This window comes from Acetobacter sp. DsW_063 (genome assembly GCF_002153745.1).
Classification (GTDB): domain Bacteria; phylum Pseudomonadota; class Alphaproteobacteria; order Acetobacterales; family Acetobacteraceae; genus Acetobacter.
This window is the reverse complement of the sequence record NZ_JOPL01000001.1, coordinates 1-17,195: the sequence shown is the minus strand read 5'-3', so window position 1 is coordinate 17,195 and position 17,195 is coordinate 1. Positions and strand designations below refer to the sequence as shown.

At 61.0% G+C, this 17,195-nt stretch carries 17 protein-coding genes and 1 CRISPR repeat array; of the genes, 1 reads left to right on the top strand and 16 read right to left on the bottom strand.

The features are described from left to right. Window positions 1-80: 80 nt before the first annotated feature. Window positions 81-1,368: a CRISPR direct-repeat array (repeat unit 32 nt; unit sequence GTTTCAATCCACGCCTCCGCACGGGAGGCGAC). 183 nt (window positions 1,369-1,551) lie between these two features. From cas2 to HK28_RS14100, 14 genes are all read right to left on the bottom strand, one after another. Next, a complete protein-coding gene (cas2, locus tag HK28_RS00090) occupies window positions 1,552-1,842 on the bottom strand; it encodes a CRISPR-associated endonuclease Cas2 (RefSeq protein ID WP_086642596.1) in 291 nt (96 codons plus the stop codon). Window positions 1,843-1,845: 3 nt separating this feature from the next. After that, window positions 1,846-2,886 (bottom strand): type I-C CRISPR-associated endonuclease Cas1c, encoded by a 1,041-nt coding sequence (gene cas1c / locus HK28_RS00085; RefSeq protein ID WP_086642595.1) that lies wholly within the window; start codon window positions 2,884-2,886, stop codon window positions 1,846-1,848. Window positions 2,887-2,904: 18 nt separating this feature from the next. Next, window positions 2,905-3,546, bottom strand: coding sequence for a CRISPR-associated protein Cas4 (cas4, locus tag HK28_RS00080; protein ID WP_086642594.1), 642 nt, complete (start codon window positions 3,544-3,546; stop codon window positions 2,905-2,907). Between the two features lie 7 nt (window positions 3,547-3,553). Beyond that, complete coding sequence (gene cas7c, locus HK28_RS00075) at window positions 3,554-4,486, bottom strand: type I-C CRISPR-associated protein Cas7/Csd2 (RefSeq protein WP_086642593.1); 933 nt, start codon at window positions 4,484-4,486, stop codon at window positions 3,554-3,556. Continuing rightward, window positions 4,483-6,279 (bottom strand): type I-C CRISPR-associated protein Cas8c/Csd1, encoded by a 1,797-nt coding sequence (gene cas8c / locus HK28_RS00070; RefSeq protein WP_086642592.1) that lies wholly within the window; start codon window positions 6,277-6,279, stop codon window positions 4,483-4,485. The genes cas7c and cas8c overlap by 4 nt, the downstream gene beginning before the upstream one ends. Further along, the gene (gene cas5c, locus HK28_RS00065) at window positions 6,276-6,947 is read right to left on the bottom strand and encodes a type I-C CRISPR-associated protein Cas5c (protein WP_086642591.1); all 672 of its coding nucleotides are present in this window, start codon (window positions 6,945-6,947) and stop codon (window positions 6,276-6,278) included. Before cas5c ends, cas8c begins: the two co-directional genes overlap by 4 nt. Before the next feature lie 533 nt (window positions 6,948-7,480). After that, the gene (locus tag HK28_RS00060; protein WP_086642590.1) at window positions 7,481-9,853 is read right to left on the bottom strand and encodes a CRISPR-associated endonuclease Cas3''; all 2,373 of its coding nucleotides are present in this window, start codon (window positions 9,851-9,853) and stop codon (window positions 7,481-7,483) included. A 168-nt stretch (window positions 9,854-10,021) separates the two neighbouring features. Continuing rightward, window positions 10,022-11,737 carry a DUF927 domain-containing protein gene (locus tag HK28_RS00055; RefSeq protein WP_086642589.1) on the bottom strand — a complete coding sequence of 572 codons (1,716 nt, stop codon included), beginning with the start codon at window positions 11,735-11,737 and terminating at the stop codon, window positions 10,022-10,024. Further along, entirely contained in the window at window positions 11,706-12,764 is a 1,059-nt protein-coding gene (locus tag HK28_RS00050) for a toprim domain-containing protein (RefSeq protein ID WP_086642588.1), read from the bottom strand. Before HK28_RS00050 ends, HK28_RS00055 begins: the two co-directional genes overlap by 32 nt. After that, a complete protein-coding gene (locus HK28_RS00045) occupies window positions 12,751-13,350 on the bottom strand; it encodes a hypothetical protein (protein WP_086642587.1) in 600 nt (199 codons plus the stop codon). Before HK28_RS00045 ends, HK28_RS00050 begins: the two co-directional genes overlap by 14 nt. Further along, window positions 13,347-13,607, bottom strand: coding sequence for an AlpA family transcriptional regulator (locus tag HK28_RS00040; protein ID WP_086642597.1), 261 nt, complete (start codon window positions 13,605-13,607; stop codon window positions 13,347-13,349). Before HK28_RS00040 ends, HK28_RS00045 begins: the two co-directional genes overlap by 4 nt. 41 nt (window positions 13,608-13,648) lie before the next feature. After that, window positions 13,649-14,284 (bottom strand): hypothetical protein, encoded by a 636-nt coding sequence (locus HK28_RS00035; protein ID WP_143217260.1) that lies wholly within the window; start codon window positions 14,282-14,284, stop codon window positions 13,649-13,651. 136 nt (window positions 14,285-14,420) lie between these two features. Beyond that, complete coding sequence (locus HK28_RS00030) at window positions 14,421-14,807, bottom strand: hypothetical protein (RefSeq protein ID WP_086642585.1); 387 nt, start codon at window positions 14,805-14,807, stop codon at window positions 14,421-14,423. Beyond that, window positions 14,804-14,974 (bottom strand): hypothetical protein, encoded by a 171-nt coding sequence (locus HK28_RS14100; RefSeq protein ID WP_198945742.1) that lies wholly within the window; start codon window positions 14,972-14,974, stop codon window positions 14,804-14,806. Before HK28_RS14100 ends, HK28_RS00030 begins: the two co-directional genes overlap by 4 nt. 572 nt (window positions 14,975-15,546) lie before the next feature. Between HK28_RS14100 and HK28_RS00020 the strand changes: the two genes are divergently transcribed. Continuing rightward, window positions 15,547-16,113 (top strand): YdcF family protein, encoded by a 567-nt coding sequence (locus HK28_RS00020; RefSeq protein ID WP_086642583.1) that lies wholly within the window; start codon window positions 15,547-15,549, stop codon window positions 16,111-16,113. Here HK28_RS00020 and HK28_RS00015 read toward each other — a convergent pair. Together HK28_RS00015 and HK28_RS00005 are read right to left on the bottom strand one after the other, a co-directional pair. Continuing rightward, window positions 16,110-16,427 carry a hypothetical protein gene (locus HK28_RS00015; protein ID WP_086642582.1) on the bottom strand — a complete coding sequence of 106 codons (318 nt, stop codon included), beginning with the start codon at window positions 16,425-16,427 and terminating at the stop codon, window positions 16,110-16,112. The genes HK28_RS00020 and HK28_RS00015 overlap by 4 nt on opposite strands. A gap of 292 nt (window positions 16,428-16,719) precedes the next feature. Beyond that, a complete protein-coding gene (locus HK28_RS00005) occupies window positions 16,720-17,025 on the bottom strand; it encodes a hypothetical protein (RefSeq protein WP_086642580.1) in 306 nt (101 codons plus the stop codon). Window positions 17,026-17,195: the final 170 nt, after the last annotated feature.

Genomic DNA, 17,195 nt, shown 5'->3' with positions numbered 1-17,195 from the left:
AAAGGGCAGGTTCTACTCTGCTCCACTAGAGCTTGCCCTATTGAAGCATTCCGAGATTAATCGACGATAACCTTGCTATCGTTTCAATCCACGCCTCCTCACGGGAGGCGACAGGAAGAGGCTGCATCTCTCTCATGGGAGCAACTGTTTCAATCCACGCCTCCGCACGGGAGGCGACATGGCGTGGTCCTCGCGCGGATGGCGTCGGCAATGTTTCAATCCACGCCTCCGCACGGGAGGCGACACTGCTCGCCGTAAGCGCGCATCTGGTCGGCAGTGTTTCAATCCACGCCTCCGCACGGGAGGCGACTTGCCATCGACGTTTCTGATAGGCGGCATCGGAGTTTCAATCCACGCCTCCGCACGGGAGGCGACCAGCTTGCTCCGCTGGCTTCAAGCCGCAGCCGGAGGCTAGTTTCAATCCACGCCTCCGCACGGGAGGCGACCTGACGCCACCTACATCTATTCATGCGTCGCGACGTTTCAATCCACGCCTCCGCACGGGAGGCGACGATATTACAACGGCAGAAGCCGCGACTGCTCTTGTTTCAATCCACGCCTCCGCACGGGAGGCGACCTGGTCAGTAGCGGAAGAGACCAAGAAGTCCCTGTTTCAATCCACGCCTCCGCACGGGAGGCGACCGGAGCGGATCTACATCACTGTTCCCTATAGCGAGTTTCAATCCACGCCTCCGCACGGGAGGCGACCTTCCCTGTTCTGCGAACCGCTCATGAAAGGAGAGTTTCAATCCACGCCTCCGCACGGGAGGCGACCCGCGCATCATGATCTCGCATGCCTCATGCCTGCGTTTCAATCCACGCCTCCGCACGGGAGGCGACGTGCGCGTGCGGCAGATCGGGGGCCGCCCCTCTGGTTTCAATCCACGCCTCCGCACGGGAGGCGACATCTATAGCCGCATGCGGAGTTGGCAAAATTGGGGTTTCAATCCACGCCTCCGCACGGGAGGCGACCATCGGCATCCGTCCCGGTGCCGGTGCCGGAGTGGTTTCAATCCACGCCTCCGCACGGGAGGCGACCAGCCACGCCGAACCGGCGGCGGGGCGCGGCCAGTTTCAATCCACGCCTCCGCACGGGAGGCGACATTTTGTGGTTCGACAGACCCTCCAATCAGTAGGTTTCAATCCACGCCTCCGCACGGGAGGCGACCCTAAATGATAGTGGCGCTACTCTTGGCTCCGCATCGTTTCAATCCACGCCTCCGCACGGGAGGCGACGTTCACGTCATCATGGCCGAGGGCAACCACGATGTTTCAATCCACGCCTCCGCACGGGAGGCGACATGCGCGCCAAAGGCCACGACATCGGCGAAGTTTTGTTTCAATCCACGCCTCCGCACGGGAGGCGACCCACCTCATCCTATATCGCTGTCAGAAAAGAATAAATTCTGCCTTTCGCGCGAACCTCGTACGAAACGTAGGGCATATCGAATCTATGGGGCGTGGCGCAAGTTCTAGTCCGCTGTTTTTTATTGACATTTTTCACGCGCGAGCCTCCTGCTTCCAAGCAAACAGACTCACCTTCGCGCAGGCTCAGAAAACCAGAGGACCGTCGAGATCGAGTATGGGCTTGGTACCATGATGTTCAACCCGCGTCTTCCCATCGGCGCCTAGTTTGTAAAAGCGTAGGCTGTCCTTGCTCTGATCGATTTCTGCCAAAAGTCTGGCTCGTAACATGGTCCACTGTGCAGGATCGACCTCGCATTCAAATACCGAATTTTGCACGCGCTGCCCCAGGTCCAGACACGCCCGCGCCACCCGTCGCAATCGGCGGCGCCCCTCGACGTCGAGGGTGCTCACATCATAGGTGACCAGCATCAGCATCGCTTATTTCCAGATGAATGGAGGATAACCGTCCAGATCTCCGCGCAAATGGCGTGAGAGCAGCAAAGCCTGCACGTGCGGAACCAGTCCCAGAGGCAAAGTCTCGTCAAGAAAAGGATGTCGTAGTTCGCGCTTCTTGCGTTCCTGCCAAGCGATCAGAACGGCCTTGCGGCCCTCCTCTTTGAGGGAAACGGCGCCGCCTTCATCGATGGCAAAATCTTGCGCCCTGACTTGCCCCCGGTTGACGAGCGTCAACGCGAGACGATCCGCCAGAACAGGACGCAGTTCTTCCATCAAATCGAGGGCGAGGCTCGCGCGTCCGGGTCGATCAGCGTGTAGGAAGCCGACCTGAGGATCAAGGCCTACGCTTTCCAGCGCTGAACGGCAGTCATGCCCCAGCATTGCGTAAAGAAATGACATCAGGGCGTTCATACGGTCGAGCGGAGGACGCCGAGACCGACCGCGGAAATGAAACGACTCTCGGTCCCCTTGGATCATTGTGTCAAAAGCGCCGAAGTACACAGCAGCGGCCTCGCCTTCATATCCGCGTAAAACTGCTACTTCGTCTGCTGCGACGGCGTGACGCGCTATGTGGCTCAAGCGTTCTTCTCCGCTTTGAAGAACGCCGCGCGCCGTATCGTCCTTCCGTTCCCCATGGTCGCGCAGTGCCCTACGCAGGACGGTGCGTTGATTGGCGGTTTTTGCGGAAACAATACCGCGCACGATTGGTACTGTCAGTGCTGGGTCATCGGAGACGCGGTATTGCGTGCGCCTCAACAAAACATTCCCGGTGCGCGGTCCTTCCATCCGCGCAAGGAATTTTCCGTGGGGCGTCAGAAAGGACAGGGCGATTCCTGATTCAGCACAAGCCGCCATCAAGGCTGGCGACGCGCCTGCATGCCCAAAACAGACGACGCCGCCTATCATATGTAGTGGTGATCTGCCGCGTTCCTTGCCATCCACTTCCACGACGATGTTTGCGCCGTCTTTGCGCAACCATGCGTTTTCGCTTGTCACGTATATGGTGTTGAGATGTCGCCGCATTGACCGTTCCCCACTCAATCAGTCAACTTGCCTGGCAAGCCATAGCTGTAGTCTTTTAGGTTTTTCTATTTGGTGCGGACGACATTGCTCAAGTAACGAGCACCTTTTGCACGCTGGCATGACGTGTGGTGGCGGCGTGACGCCCTCCTGAATCATGGCCCGTACTTCCACGGCGATACGGATAGTCAGTTCACGTAATGCAGCGTCGAAGCGGACAACGACGCGCTTCTTCGTCCGGGCGTAGAAAAGCGCTCCCTCATCGATCTCACGATCAAACATTTCTTCGAGGCACAGCGCCTGCGCACAAAGCTGCACCTCATCCGCCCTATGCGCCTTTGGGCTGCCGCGTTTGTATTCCACCGGGTAAGGCTGGGTGTTTTTGTCACGGAATTCGACGGCGTCGGCCTTGCCCGCCAGACCAAATTTCAAAGACCTTAGCGCTATGCCTCGTGCAGTCCTGACCCCTTGCCGTCGATCGGGCCGGCCGCCGTCGACCCTCTCGTGCAGAATCCTACCTTCCGCTGTGGCGCCGTCTTCCGTCCAGATGCGCTCGACATGGATCAGCGCGCATTGTCGAGGGCGGAATAGATAATGCTGCAACGCCGACACCGGAACCAGTGCGTCCTCGACGTCCGGGTCCAGTGGCGGTTGCTGCATCATCGGGGCGTTATCGCTCGATAATTTCGATGCCGGGGGGGAGGTTATCCCGATCCACGCTCACGCGGTAATCTTCCCACAGGCGGGCTGGCGGCCAGTTGTCGGTCGAGGCGTAGTACGGCTCGCTGCCGATTTCGTAGGCCACGCCCTGATACGCTCTCAACGTGCGAACGCGTTCGAACAGCGATTGCGCCTGAGCGTTGCCCAGCGCGCTCTGGTGGCGAAACACGATCAGCTTGCGGCTCGCCATTTCGCCACGCGCAGCGGAACGATCATGATCGAACATCGAGCCCAACGCCTGCCAGAGCAGTTCAAGATCGTCTTCGGAGAAACCCGTGCCCTTGACCGGGTGAGAGGCCAGCGGCGCCGAGACGTATCCATGCACGCGGTAGAGGCCATAGGGCACGATGTGCTTGCGCCCCATGGTGCGGCCTCCTTTCTCCTCCGCGTCCTTTTCCGTCGTCGCGGCCATACGCGTGATGGAGATTTCCAGCGGCAGGATCGGTTCGACCGATTTCGCGAAGCTGAACTGGACAGGGCCGCGCACCTGACCTGCGTTGACCCCCGTGGACATGACGGCCCCGAACGTCCGGACGTCCCAGAAATTGGAGCACATCCAGGCCGTCAACTCGCGCGCCTTGGCCTCCTCCTTGGGCAGCTTCTTGTAATCGTCCGCCTTGGCGACCGGCGGCATGACCGCGGTCCACGCCTCCTTGTGCAGCAGATTGAGCGTCGATCCCTCCGACATGTAAATTCTGTTGTCAGAGGCTATGGAAACGTAATTTCTGACCTTGCGCTTGAGCGCCACGTCAGTGACCAGCCCCAGGTTTGTCTCCGGGTCGAGACGCGGCATGTTGCCCGCATCCGGGTCTCCGTTCGGATTGCCGTTCGTCACGTCGAAATAGAGAACGAACTCGTGGCGATTGGTGACCGGTGTGCTCATGAATTATCCCCTTCGTCATCCGCGCTGTCCGCCGCTTCAAGCTCGGCGGCGGCGTCCGGTCGGCCTTTGAACTGTTCTTTGCGCTGATGGTAATAGCCCACGACGAACCGCCCCTGTTCGGCAAGCGGCAGGGCGCGCGGCAGATCCGGCGAAAGCTTATCGAGGATGTCCTCGATTTCCCGCTCCAGCCATCCGCCCTTGCCCGCCTTGCGCAGTTTGCCCAGGTGGTTCTGTGCGCCGCGCAGCAACAGGGGGAAAACGCTGGCCGGCGTGGCTGAGGCCGCCCCGAAATACCGGTCGCGTATGCTGGCGTTGACCCGGCCCAGCGCCATGCGCTGCGCCGTCTCCAGCACGGCGAAAAGTCGGCCTAGCTGATAGGCCTTGCTGGGCGCGTCGATAGCGAGACTCACAGGCATATCCTCCTTTTTGGGGTCCAGACGATGATCACGGTTCAGCACCGCGCAGATAACGGCGACGTGCCAGCCGCTCAGGGGATCGTCCCCCGCGCGCAGGCGGATCAGGACGGTCGCCAGAAGGCTCTGCGGGTAGCGCGCCCCGGAGAGGATGGCGCGCATCATCTCCCCGGCCAGAAGCGGCGGAATATTCTCGAATTTCCGCTGCAGGGCGGTCGTGTTGGCCAGAATCTGGTTGAACGAGGGTGCGACGCCCCATCTGAACGGCGGAGGCTCGACCCGAAGATCCATGTAATGCTGCGCCAGCCGACGGGCGAACGCGTCCAGGCTGTCCGTCAGCCAGAAGCGCACTGACAGCCGCGCCGCGTTGGGCGACAAGCCGAGCACGTGAAAACGCGTGCCGGGCTCGATATCCGGACGCAACTCCGAAAGCGGGCGGCCCTTCGCCACCGCCTCCATCTGCAAGGCGATCTCGCGGGTCTCGGCGGCGTCGGCGTCCGCTTCCGAAATATCCCCGCCGAGCCAATCTCCAAACAGGGAGTCTGCGGCCTCGGCGGATTTTCTGTCGCCCGAATCCGCCCAGAAAACGACGGTCGCGTCCCCGATGGGTCGTCGAACGCGATTGGGGCCGTCGCGGGTCAGCAGGTGATTGAGCGCCGCGCCGTAACGAAACGCGGCGGCGGCGCTGGTCGGCGCGTTGCCGCCCTGCACCTTGCCAAGGGACGTGAACGCGTCGAGGTTGAAAGAGACGAGCGCCGCACCTGCCGTTTGTGCGCCCTCGACGCCCTTGATAGTGGGATGAAGACGCGCGGGCGCGCCAATTTCTCCCGAGACAAGGCAGAAGACGCTTTCGGAATCCTGATCGGCTGACGCGGCCTCCACCAGCGCGCGCGCCGCAGGACGCTCGTGCAGAAACTCCCGATCGCCGTCGAGCCTGAACATGAAATTGGCGTCGAGCATTTCCGTGCGGAATTTGCTGCTCTCGTCGAAGCGCTCAGGTTTCCAGCTCTCAAGGAACGCGCTGAGCGCGGCGAGCCCGGCGTCACTGGTTCCGGCAAGACGTTTCAGGTGCATGGCGACGAAGGCTTCATGCTCCTGGGCGGTGCGCCTGCCTTCCCCCGCCGTGCGACCCAGCACATAGGCGCTTTTATCCCAAAGGAAATTGGGGGCGACGCCCACGGTCCGCTTGACGGCCGCAGGCACGACATAGGTCCGGACGCGCGGTTTCTTCCCCGACACGTCGTGCCGGTCCTCGACATCAACGACCGCCCCGTCGCGATCGATCACGACGCACCAGCCGAATTTCTCCGGGCTCCACCCCGGCGCAGCGACGCCTTCAAGCCTGTCGTAATAGGCGCTCAGCGCCTGAAGAAGTGTCATCCGACGACCTGCTCCGAAGCGAAGGGCGGCACGTCGATCACGCCGTTCCTCATTTGGGCGCGAAAGAAGCGGGCCTCGTTTCCATGGGCGAAGTCGATGTCATGCAACATCCAGCCGAAGTCAGCATCCCGCTTGTCATCGGGCAATTCGCTGGGCGGCAGCGGTGCGCCCTCAGGAACCAATGCGAACTCCGCAGCGAACTCGCGCACACCCAGACAGGGGCGGTGGAAACATTGCCCTTGCGCTGCGCGTCGGTTGAACATGCTGATATGTTTGGCGGCGCCATCTTCCGGTCCCGCCCGGTCGGTCATCGTGAAATGCGCTTCGACGACATAGGCGACGTCGATCAGCACGAGCGAAGCCCGCTGCTGTCGATTCTCGTCAACGACAAGGCCCAGCCCCTCGGTCGTGCCGCGCGCCATGGCGCTACGGGCGTTCGCGGCGCTCGCCTTCGCCCCCACTTCGTTGCGACGGATCGACTGGAAGCGGACAGGCTTCAGGACATGGATGCGATCGACATGCCAGCGGATCGCAGGCTTCCAGTGTATGGCTTCAAGTATTCCGCGCGCTGCGGAAGGGGTCATGACGTCGTAACTGACGCGCTCGCTCTTCATTTCAGGGCGGGTAAAACAGGCCCGCTCGCCCCAGACGTGCAATCGAATGGTCAAGACGAATCGTCCCTTTAAAATTTCGACAATCGCAAAAATAAAACTTCAATTTTATTGAAATTTACCTCCGCATATCCATTGCTCATTCGAATTCAATAAATACAACAAAAATCCACGCCCCTCTTTCGAGGGGCGACATTATCAAGAAGAAGTAGAACCGCTACAAAGTTGTTTCAATCCACAGTAATTTTGGAAACACTCTCCTCAAGCGTTTCGGCCTCAAGGGAGGCTAACGCCCAAGGAGAGGTGTTTCCAACAGGATAATAAACGGGCTATGTTCCACATAGCGCTCCTCCTTTCTTCTGCCTCAGGCTGGGCAGGTAGCGTCGTGATAAATTCACGGGTGTCTAGGATCATCCTTTGCCGGGAGTCGTTCCTAGACACCATTCGTGTATAGTGGGCGGCGCTTTTTCGTCAATCAATATTGTCAAGAGAAGAAAACTGCACACAAGTTGAAGTTAGGAATTGCTTCCCTCACTTACCCCCCCAACGACGGACTGCATCGCTGACACGCTCCTGCGACAGGCATGTAGTCACATCACATTGCTTTCGCTCGACCGCCAGGTCGGATCGTCCAGTCGCAGACCGACCATGGGATCATAAAGCGACTCGCTCTCCAGCACGACAAAGCGATCGCCGTAGAGATCCGGACGTATGGCCTGCACGGCGCCGCTGCCAAGCAACGCCGTGCGTATGACGCTCGGCACGGGGACCACATACTGCTGCAACCGCCGCTGGACGGCTGCGGTCGCCAGAGTGGGGTTGTGGAGGCTTTCGACGGCGGCCCTAGCCTCGTCGTCCCATTTTACGATCACGGGGTCCATGACATCGTCGATCATATGAAACGCTTCGGCGATGCGTGCGAACGGAAAGTCGAGTTTGCGGCACGTATCGCGGATTTCCTCCATGATTGCTACCGTGGAGCCATCCGGTGATCGTGCCTTATCGAGCGCGACGTGCCCCTGATCCCAGTAAAGCCAGCGATAATAGTCCCGAATGGCCTCCAGACCGAGTATATCGGCGTTTTCATCCCTCTCGATAACTCTGCGGGCGTTCTTTGCTGCCTGATAAAACGGACTCATCGCACGCGGCATTGATGGACGTCCTGACGTTTCAGCCGGTTCGAACACAACCACCCGCCCGAAAGCGCGGCCCAGTTCGCCCAGTTCCCCGCTGCGGTTACAGCGACCGGCGGCCTGCGCGATGTTCGACAGGCCCGCTGCGGCCCTCCAGACTTCGGGAAAGCTCACATCGACGCCCGCCTCGATCAGGCTCGTGGCGACAAGCCGCGCAGGGGCGCCGGACGCCAGGCGACTACGTATTTTGGCCAACGCCGCCCGCCGGTGGCGCGCGCACATTAGCGTGGTCAGATGGAATGCGCCTTCCTGCTCGCGAATGGCGTTGAATAAATCCCGCGCATGGGCGCGACTGTTGACGATGCAAAGCATTTGCCGCTGTTCTGCGAAACGACTGGCTATCCAGGGATCGTCCACGGCGTCGTTTGGCCATTCTACCGCGACCCGCCGCAGCCGTTCATACAATTGCCGCGGATCGGGCGCGAGTTCGCGGTCATCCGTGATCTCCAGACCGTCCGGGATATCCGGTCCATCGTGGGCTTTCTTCTGTTTTAACGGTAACGCGCCGTCCTGAGAGCGCAAGGCGGGCTGGGTCGCAGTGCACAAAATCACGCTGGCCCCATAGTTTTTAGCCAGTTCATCTATAACCGCCATGCATGGGCGCAGGAGATGGACCGGCATCGATTGCGCTTCATCCAGAATGATGACGCTGCGCGCGAGATTATGGAGTTTGCGTGCTTGGCTTGTCCTCGCGGCGAACAGGCTTTCGAAAAATTGAACAGACGTTGTGACGATAACGGGCGCATTCCAATTCTGTGCATCGCGTCTGAGCTTAGCCAGGCCGGCGGGTCCCTCGCTTTCGGCATCCCCTTCTTGCGTCGGGGCTTGTCGGTCCCAATCGAAGCTGGAATGGTGCTCCAGAACATCGTCCCCGAGTCCGACGTCTTCACGAAAAATCTGCGCTGTTTGCTCGATGATAGATGTATAAGGGATGACGTAAACAATACGTCGCAAATTGTGGATTGTCGCGTGCTCCATAGCGAAGCTGAGCGATGTGAGCGTCTTTCCGCCTCCTGTAGGAACAGTCAACGTAAACAACCCCGGCGGTAGGAAGGCTTTTCCATTCGCATGATCGAGTATCTGCGAGCGCAGGCGGTTGACGGGTGAGTCTGCGCGACGATGCTTGCGTAGATGAGCGCGGACTATATCGAGATGTTCAGATGTCAACTGGCCGCCTCGCGGCGGCGCTACGCCCTCTTGCGCATTTGCAAGAAAATGTTCCGTCGCAAGAAAGTCGGCGTCGACCAGACACGAGAACAGCATGCGAATGAGAAATGCCGGAGAGAATGTGGGATCAATACCATTCGGTCTTAACGTCTTCAGGAAGTTCTTGAGTGTATCCGGTGCGGGCAACTCGCCAACATAATCCTGCCATCCTTGGTAATTTTCGATTTCCTTGCTCAAGCGCCCCTGTAAATTCCCCATTCCGTGGCCACGACTATCCATCAAACCGGCATGATGCCCTGCGATGCCAAATGCCATGAGGCGACCAAGGCCTTCGCCATAGAGGTGGATTGCTTCTTGTGCGCCAGCGCTGCTGTGATCGGGTCCTTTTGCTGAACCGGCCTCGGGCGGGTTGCGGATATAAAACTGGTATGGCAGCGAGACTTTACCTATGTCGTGCAGTAACCCCATTGTCTGGGCGATGTCCTGCGCCCCGAACGCTGTGGCGAATGTTGAGGCGAAGCGGCTTACCAGCGAGAGGTGATCCGACAGGGGTTCCCAGTTTTCTTCGGGTTGTCCTGGGACCGAGTGGGCGAATCTCTGCATCACTGCCCTCATGATGGACGGTTGAGTTTTTCTAGCTACTGCCACTCGTAGCTGTTACTTGCCTGAGCCCTAAAGGGTGTAGGCTTCTGTTAATGAGGTGCCAACAATGAAGCACTTGGGTGAGCGAGATGTTGGGGTTGTGTCTTAAGGCTAAACGTAAAAAAGTGATCACCCCGCGTCCCCCGCATCTGCCCCGAGTATCCCCGCCCTGACCTCATAGGCGCGCACGGCCCCCAGCCCCGGCGGACTGATCACACGGGCCACCCTTCCGTCGGCGCCCGGCTTGAGAAACCCGCGCTCGACCAGCACCTTCTTTGCGTCCCGCCCGTTCAGCCTCGCCAGCGCCTCCTTCATGCCGGCGCTGGTGAGATAGAACTGCCAGTCCGTCGCGCCGTCATCGAGCTTTTGCCAGCGCTTCCAGCCAGCGCGCATCTGCGTGCGAAACCGCTCGCCCGGCGGCTCTGACGCCCCGCTCTGCGGCGCATCCGTGACCCGCGGGTCAACCCAGCGCTCGAAACGTCCCTCGCCGTTGCGCGAGATAAAGTCCCGCAGCTGCTCGACGGCCTGCTCGTCCTCGCGTCGCCCCGTCGTGCCGCGCGCGCGCAGCCAGTCCTCGAAACACACGCGGACCAGCTCCGGGGCCGTGTCGGCGTCCCAGCCGGCGAGGCCGAACTGCGTCGCAAGCTCTCCGCCCAGCGCCACGATCGCAAAGCGCCTGGACACGCTGCGCACCTGCCCCGACGCGTCCGGCCAGTTGCGGAGGTAATGCTCAGACAGGGCCGCCACGCGCAGCCGCAGCGCCTCGCGCAACTGCGGAAGCCCCTCGGCCGTCAGGCGACCGGTCAGACGCTCCATGAACGTCCGGAACGGCGCGCCGTAGAGCCGCCCCGTCTCCGCGCGCAGATACTCGGCCAGCTCTCCGGCGGTGTCAGCGTGGTGCAGCGCCTCGAACAGGCCGAGGCCTGCGCCAGCGTCCGCAGGCACGTCGACGAACCGCACCTCCTGCCCCGCTTTCGTGGGGCGTCCGGCTTCCGCGTTGAGATCCGCAAGGGTCCGCTCGCCGGTGGAGAGGAACAGCACGCGCCAGCGCGACACCGCCCGCGCCCCGCCGGTGCGGTTCGCGCGCGCCTTGCCTGCGCCGTTGGCCAGCATATAGGCCGTGTCGCCCGCCTCGCGCGGATCGAGCTGCCCAAGTTCGTCCAGCGCCAGCAGCGCGTCGCAGGCCGCCAGCGTCAGGCGCGAATTGCCCCTGCAGATCTCGCCTACCCGCGCCCGCCACTCGGCGGCAGTGCCCGCCACGCCGAACAGGTCGGGCTCCGGCGCGTCCTGTTGCAGCACCACGCGCTCGCCCGTCGCGCCAAACGTCATGGAGGGCAGGACATAGGCTGTTCCGCTCGGGAGCGCGTGCCAGCCGATCCGCGCGACGCTGCGCGCCCGCTCGTCCGTGCGGATCATCGCCAGCCATTCGGCGAAAGCATTCTTCGCGGCGGCGCCAGAGGCGAGCGTCAAGCCGCCATTGGCCATGCGGCTGCGCAACTCGCCGCAATCGCCTGCAAACATGGACCGGGGGAACGCCTCTTCATGGCGCCGCCCGTCCCGGTCTTTCCAGCCCATCAGCAGGCCCCAGCCATTGCCCTCGGCGTCGCGGGTCTCGGCCAGGCATTCGAGCGGGCCACAGACAAAGATATCAGGCTTGTCGTCATCGCCGCTTTTGCGGAACAGCCCGTCAGGCGTCATGCGAAACCGGCGTGAGACGCCCGGCGGCGGACTGGCCGCCTCGGCCCGGGCGTCGGTTCCGCCGACGACGGACAGGCTCACGACGCCGGCGCTGGCGATCGCGTCACGAACCCGTTTACGACCGTCTGGCTTCTTCTGATTGTCCATGATCTTCCCGGATGACATCGTTCCAGTCCCGGCCTTCTGTGTTCGGCATGGCGACGCGCACCGCGCGGCCCTGCCCGATGAATTGACGGCATGCGGCGTCGAGCGCCTTCCGGGCGGTGGCGTTGCCGGAATCGTTGTCGGCCGCGATGATGATTTCAGTGATGGCGTCGGGCAGAATCACCGACGCCATATTGCCCAGCGACACCGCGCACAGGACGCGACGCTCCGGGCAGGCGAGCGCGACCGAAAGCCCGGTCTCGATCCCCTCCGCAAGGATCACGCTCTCGCCGTTCTCCGCCATGCTCAGCGATTTTCCGGACTCGCCGCGCCACAGGCGGATGCAACCGCCCGCGAAGCCGCCGATGACCTTCTTTGGCGTCGCAAGCTCCGCCTTGCGCCAGGAGCCGGAGTGCGACTGCGCAAGCCATGTCCGGTGGACCGCGACCTGCTTGCCGTTCGGTGCGCAGATCGCCGCCAGCATCGCAGGCAGGGAGCGGCGGACCTCGCCGCACCAGACGGCAGGGTGAAAGCGCAGCGCGCCGGGAGCCCGGCCCAGCGAGCGCATATCGATCCCGCGCCCGGCCAGATACGCCTCGACCGGCGTTCCTGCGATTCCGGCAGGGGCTTCATGCCACAGCCTGCGCGCGGCGGCGCGACGACGTTGTTCGTCGGCGTCAGAGGTATTCACTTTTTCGGAAATGCTCCGGCGCATCGGCTCCGGAACCGGACCGTCGCCAAGGCCGAGCCAGCGTCTGGCCCAGTCCATCGCATCGCGCCTGTTCCCTGCAAACAGCGCGGCCGCCACGAGGTCAAGCGCGTCCCCCTTCTCGCCGGACGAGAAGTCGGCCCAGACGCCCCGGCGCGGCCCGGTCAGGCGCACGCCCAGCGACTGGCCCTTCTCGCCCGCAAGCGAACCGCACCGCCACTCCGAACCGTCACGCCTGCCGTGTGGCAGCAGCTCCGGCGCCAGCGCCATGACGCGCTCGCCCAGAAGTCCCGCCAGTGTCGCGGCGTCAGAGCGACGCATGAGATCGCCACTCCGGAGGGCTCACGGCAAGCGCTGCGGATCCATCCGGATTACCAAAGATCCAGACCGGACCTAATTTTGTAAGAGCCGCGCCGGCACGCGCAATTGCGTCCTCGACCCGCTCGGATGCTTCCACCGGACGATCGGCCTCAGCCGCCGCCCGGAGATCTTCCAGACGGTCATTCATAATGCCGGCCAGTGTGTCCAGCCTCAATTCGGCGGCAAAGCGGGCGCGAGTGGCAGGCAAGGCCGCGGTAACGCGCTGAAGCCACTCCGTGCCCCAAAGTGCGGGCAACGTCAGATCGATGATGTCCATGGGCGTCGCCCGATCAACGCCACGCAGCACAAAGGCGCCGGGCCACCAGTCTGGATCGTGGCTCGTCACGGCGCTTATGGCGCGCGTCAGGACAGAGGCCGCCGGGCCGTCGCAATAGAGATCGACTTCCGCCCAAATTGTCCGTGCGCCAGCCTGAAGTTCCTCAATCTGATCTACGGTCCACCTGGTGGTTGTGTCAGGGTGCATGAGACCGAGATAAGCGAGAAGGCGCAGGCTCAGGCCCGCCGCCGCAGGCCCTGCGCCGCTCAAGTCGCACCGCCGATCAGGCGAACAGTCGCGTGGCTGGTGGAGCGGACTGATCGTGCGGCGACCCAATCACGCAGCGCCTTGAGAGAATATCCGATCCGCCGTTGGGATATCTGGACATAGGACGGCCCGTCGCCGGTCCTGCGCCAGTTTTGCAACGTGCGGCCGGATATGCCCAGAAATTCAGAAGCCTGTTTCTCGGTCAGCACGCGCGCGCCATCCTCGGGCGACAGTTGCGACGGCATGGAATGAAGGTTCATAAAATAATTCCTGTTTTGGTGTTCATTAATGTAAACGGTCGTCATGACGGCCGGCCACGACGCAAGACAGGAGCGTGCTTAAGGTTATGGGTCAGAACTGACGCCAGCCTCGCCAGTTCAACAACCAGCACATGGTTATGTGTGCCGCCGCTGATATAGGCGTCGAGAGTCACATTTCTTCCATTCTTGCCGAAGGCGTATCGCGGATTGATGATCAGCGGAGGCAGGCCCTTGCCTCCCCATCCTTCGATTTTGCTCCGGTCGTAGGCCGGATAAAGTTCCTGCATATCTCGGTTTTGCAGCAGGAGCCACACCGTGAGGTCTTCCCGGTCTTTCTCGTTGAGGTAAGACGGCCGGTTCTGCGGCAACATGATTCTTTCATACTGCTTAAGAAGACTTTCGCGCGCATGATGAACGAAGAACCCGGCTGTCCCGAGACCGAGCCCCGAGTCCATAAGAACCAGGGCGACGGCCATCAGAAAAACCTGAGCGGCAGTCATCTCGTTATCATAACCCGCCTGGCCCGCCCGCTCGTCGCGATTGAGCGGCACGTCTACGGACAGAAGCTTGTCATAGCGCCGGATGAACAGGGCCGGCGCAGGCGCGGTCTTGTGAGCCGGGTTCTTGAGTGTTTGCCAAAGGGCATGCACGGTCTGGCTTTTTTTGAACGTAGGCAAAGCGTCTCCTTTCCGCCCATCGACAGATAAGAGCGACATTTACCTATGTCCACCCGAATTGTTGATCATAATGAACATTTCAACAGGGCATCAAATTACGACTGAACAGGGCGCCCGCAGGGGTGTGACGTTGCGCTCATAAGCGGCCGCCCTCGATGACTGACAACCGCCTCTGCCTGCTCTGGCGGGGCTCGGTATCGGTGCTGGCGCCGAACCGGCGTCCCAGCTCTGCGAAGTGATCGACCAGTTCACCACGGCCCGCCGCCGCCTCGATCGCCAGTTTTACGGCGTTGGCGAGGTTCCGTCGGCGCAGTTCATCAGCCTGTTCGTTCAGGATTCGCGCGAACATCGCCCGAGTTTTCAACTCCGCTTCCGTCTTTGGAACGTTCGGCAAGGCCCGCATGTCGAGCGGAAACTGACGGGCGATACTCCCGTCTGTCGCACCAGCCGAAGCGGGGCGGTCCGGTGACCGTCGCGAGCGCTTCTTCTGATGAGTTGTCGCTGTCGCCTCCACCCCGCTCATCGGACCTGCTCCACGGCGTAAGCCCGGCCGGACGCGACGGGATCGGGCGAGCCCATGCCGAACAGAGCCACGGAGATCAGAAGAGGGGCGAGGAGCGCCGCCAGAATGCTGGCGCGTGCGTCCGCTGCCCGCGCAGGCGCGGGTGTGCTATGGGCGTTCTCAGCCATGGCCGAACTTATCCTTCGGTTGTGGTTAGGCCGGACGAAGGAGGTCCTACGCTCCCCGTTCGGCCAAATGCAGCCTCACTTGTTTGAGGTTGCATTTTTGATGTAACCTCCTGGAAAGCTCCAAGTCAACATTTTTGATGTAAGGTTCGCACAGTGGAATTTTCGCCAGCCCAATGTCGGGCCGCTCGTGCGCTACTAAATTGGTCGCAAGCCGACTTGGAGACCGCGTCGAAGACCGCGAAGAAGACCATTGCAGATTTTGAGCGTGAAGCACGCACGCCCTACGCACGGACCCTGTCCGCTATTCGTGCTGCCTTGGAAGCTGCAGGTGTGGAGTTCATAGCCGAGAATGGCGGCGGTGCTGGCGTTCGGCTGCGGAAGTGAACAGCGGGGTGAGCAACGGCGAGATCATCCTCCACGCGATTAAAGACGGCTGAGAGACGAACATCGAAGTGGGCGTGGTGTTGGAGAAGACCGAGAAGACAATGCGAACTGTTCGCCGGAAATGCAGGACCTGATGAGTGCGACGTGATTCAGCGCGTCCATCAAGGAAACCGGGAGCCGGATACTTGATGCGTAAGTATTCGGCTATCGTGGTGGCGGTGATATTGGCGCCTCTTTTGTTCAGCGCGGCTTTCATAACCGTGACAGGTCTGACCGCTACACCTGTGCGGTCAGAGTTCGCTGTCGTTCTTGGTAACAAGGTGAATCCGGACGGTCGGCCCGCGCTACGATTGCGCGCCCGCCTCGACGAGGCTTTGCAGCTATACCGCAGTGGAGAGGTGAAGCGCGTTATCGTCAGTGGTGGGATCGAGGAAGGCGGGATCAGCGAACCGGAGGCTATGGCCGGCTACCTCGTGGAGCACGGCGTTCCTGCCGGCGTGATCAGTGAAGACCCCAAGGGTCGGACTACTCACCAGACTGCTGTGGCGCTTGCCGGCATGCTGCCACGCGATACGTCGGTTATCGCGGTCACCCAATGGTTCCATGTCGCCAGGTCAGAACTGGCGATGCGCCAATGTGGTTTCACATCGGTGACCGGATCCGCCCCGCGCTATTTCGACGCAAGGGATATCTATTCGCTCGCAAGGGAAAGTGTAGGCCTGCCATTTTATTACGCTTTTCGAAGGGCCTGTTAGGCTGACGGTCGTTTGAGATTCCGTGATCTCACCAAAACCCACAACAAGAGCGTGGCGCCGAACGCGTAGGGAGCGGCTGTCATGGCGCCCCGATAGGCGGAACCGTAAGCCAGCTCCATTTCGTCGCTATCCAGAACGGTGTCGCGAGAGACCGGAGAAATTGTGGACTCATTGCGGCTGATTGCGAGTGAGGGGGCGTGCTTGAGCACCAAGAACGTTTCGGCAGAATCGTCGCTGTAAACTTCACCGGTCAGCAGCCGCGCCACAAGCAAGAATGCCGACACTGCCAGGAGAAATGCGGCCGCACGTCGCATGATTACAGGTCCCTGTAGCTCGGTTTTTGCAGGCTGAGTTGTTTCCTCATGTCATCCACAATGGGAAGTAGGTTAGAGCCCGGGCAAGTGGCGCTATAGCCATACTTCTTGTGACCGCCAAAATACCTGATCGGAAAATACGCTATCAATGCGGAGCTGAGGCGTTTGAGAGACGTCACGATCTCCTTGGGAACAGTTTGTCCCGAGTATCCGAGGCCGTGAAAGAAATTAAGGACGCTTTTATCGAAATCGCCAACACAGACGACGCCTATTTTCCCCTTGTTTTGCAGCTTTACATGAGATCCCTCGAAGCAGAGTTCACGACCTTCGTAGATCCGTCCGTCAGGAAAAATTGCGAATGATAGGCGACGTCATCCCAGTGGCGATGCTCGAGGTCGAAACCCTGAATACTCGCCATGTTGGGGTAGGAGTCATGTCCAGAATAGTGCACGACGATTGAGTCGTAATTCCAATCAGGTGTCAAAGGCCTCACCGGCTCAAGCGCTCCCCAGATTTTTCTGGGAACAGCTCCTGTTTGCATCAGAACTTGAGCGGCGATTTTCTTTCGCGCGACGAGGTCGCCGTCAGTGGCTGGCATACAGCAGCATCTCCATGCTGGCGCAAAGGACTGCGCCGGTCCCAAGCGTCCCGTACGATTGCTCGTATCGGTCTGCGGTCCTTTCTCAATGCCAGAGGTAGGGGAACAATTAAAGAGCGAACGGCTCTCCTAGGTTCAGGACCTATTAATGTATTGAATTGAGCGAGAGG

What these genes read in the sequence shown, in the direction of transcription:
- cas2 (WP_086642596.1), bottom strand. Translation starts at nt 1,842, where the DNA reads ATGCTGATGCTGGTCACCTATGATGTGAGCACCCTCGACGTCGAGGGG.
- cas1c (WP_086642595.1), bottom strand. Translation starts at nt 2,886, where the DNA reads ATGCGGCGACATCTCAACACCATATACGTGACAAGCGAAAACGCATGG.
- cas4 (WP_086642594.1), bottom strand. Translation starts at nt 3,546, where the DNA reads ATGATGCAGCAACCGCCACTGGACCCGGACGTCGAGGACGCACTGGTT.
- cas7c (WP_086642593.1), bottom strand. Translation starts at nt 4,486, where the DNA reads ATGAGCACACCGGTCACCAATCGCCACGAGTTCGTTCTCTATTTCGAC.
- cas8c (WP_086642592.1), bottom strand. Translation starts at nt 6,279, where the DNA reads ATGACACTTCTTCAGGCGCTGAGCGCCTATTACGACAGGCTTGAAGGC.
- HK28_RS00060 (WP_086642590.1), bottom strand. Translation starts at nt 9,853, where the DNA reads ATGCAGAGATTCGCCCACTCGGTCCCAGGACAACCCGAAGAAAACTGG.
- HK28_RS00055 (WP_086642589.1), bottom strand. Translation starts at nt 11,737, where the DNA reads ATGGACAATCAGAAGAAGCCAGACGGTCGTAAACGGGTTCGTGACGCG.
- HK28_RS00050 (WP_086642588.1), bottom strand. Translation starts at nt 12,764, where the DNA reads ATGCGTCGCTCTGACGCCGCGACACTGGCGGGACTTCTGGGCGAGCGC.
- HK28_RS00040 (WP_086642597.1), bottom strand. Translation starts at nt 13,607, where the DNA reads ATGAACCTTCATTCCATGCCGTCGCAACTGTCGCCCGAGGATGGCGCG.
- HK28_RS00030 (WP_086642585.1), bottom strand. Translation starts at nt 14,807, where the DNA reads ATGAGCGGGGTGGAGGCGACAGCGACAACTCATCAGAAGAAGCGCTCG.
- HK28_RS14100 (WP_198945742.1), bottom strand. Translation starts at nt 14,974, where the DNA reads ATGGCTGAGAACGCCCATAGCACACCCGCGCCTGCGCGGGCAGCGGAC.
- HK28_RS00020 (WP_086642583.1), top strand. Translation starts at nt 15,547, where the DNA reads ATGCGTAAGTATTCGGCTATCGTGGTGGCGGTGATATTGGCGCCTCTT.
- HK28_RS00015 (WP_086642582.1), bottom strand. Translation starts at nt 16,427, where the DNA reads ATGCGACGTGCGGCCGCATTTCTCCTGGCAGTGTCGGCATTCTTGCTT.
- HK28_RS00005 (WP_086642580.1), bottom strand. Translation starts at nt 17,025, where the DNA reads ATGCCAGCCACTGACGGCGACCTCGTCGCGCGAAAGAAAATCGCCGCT.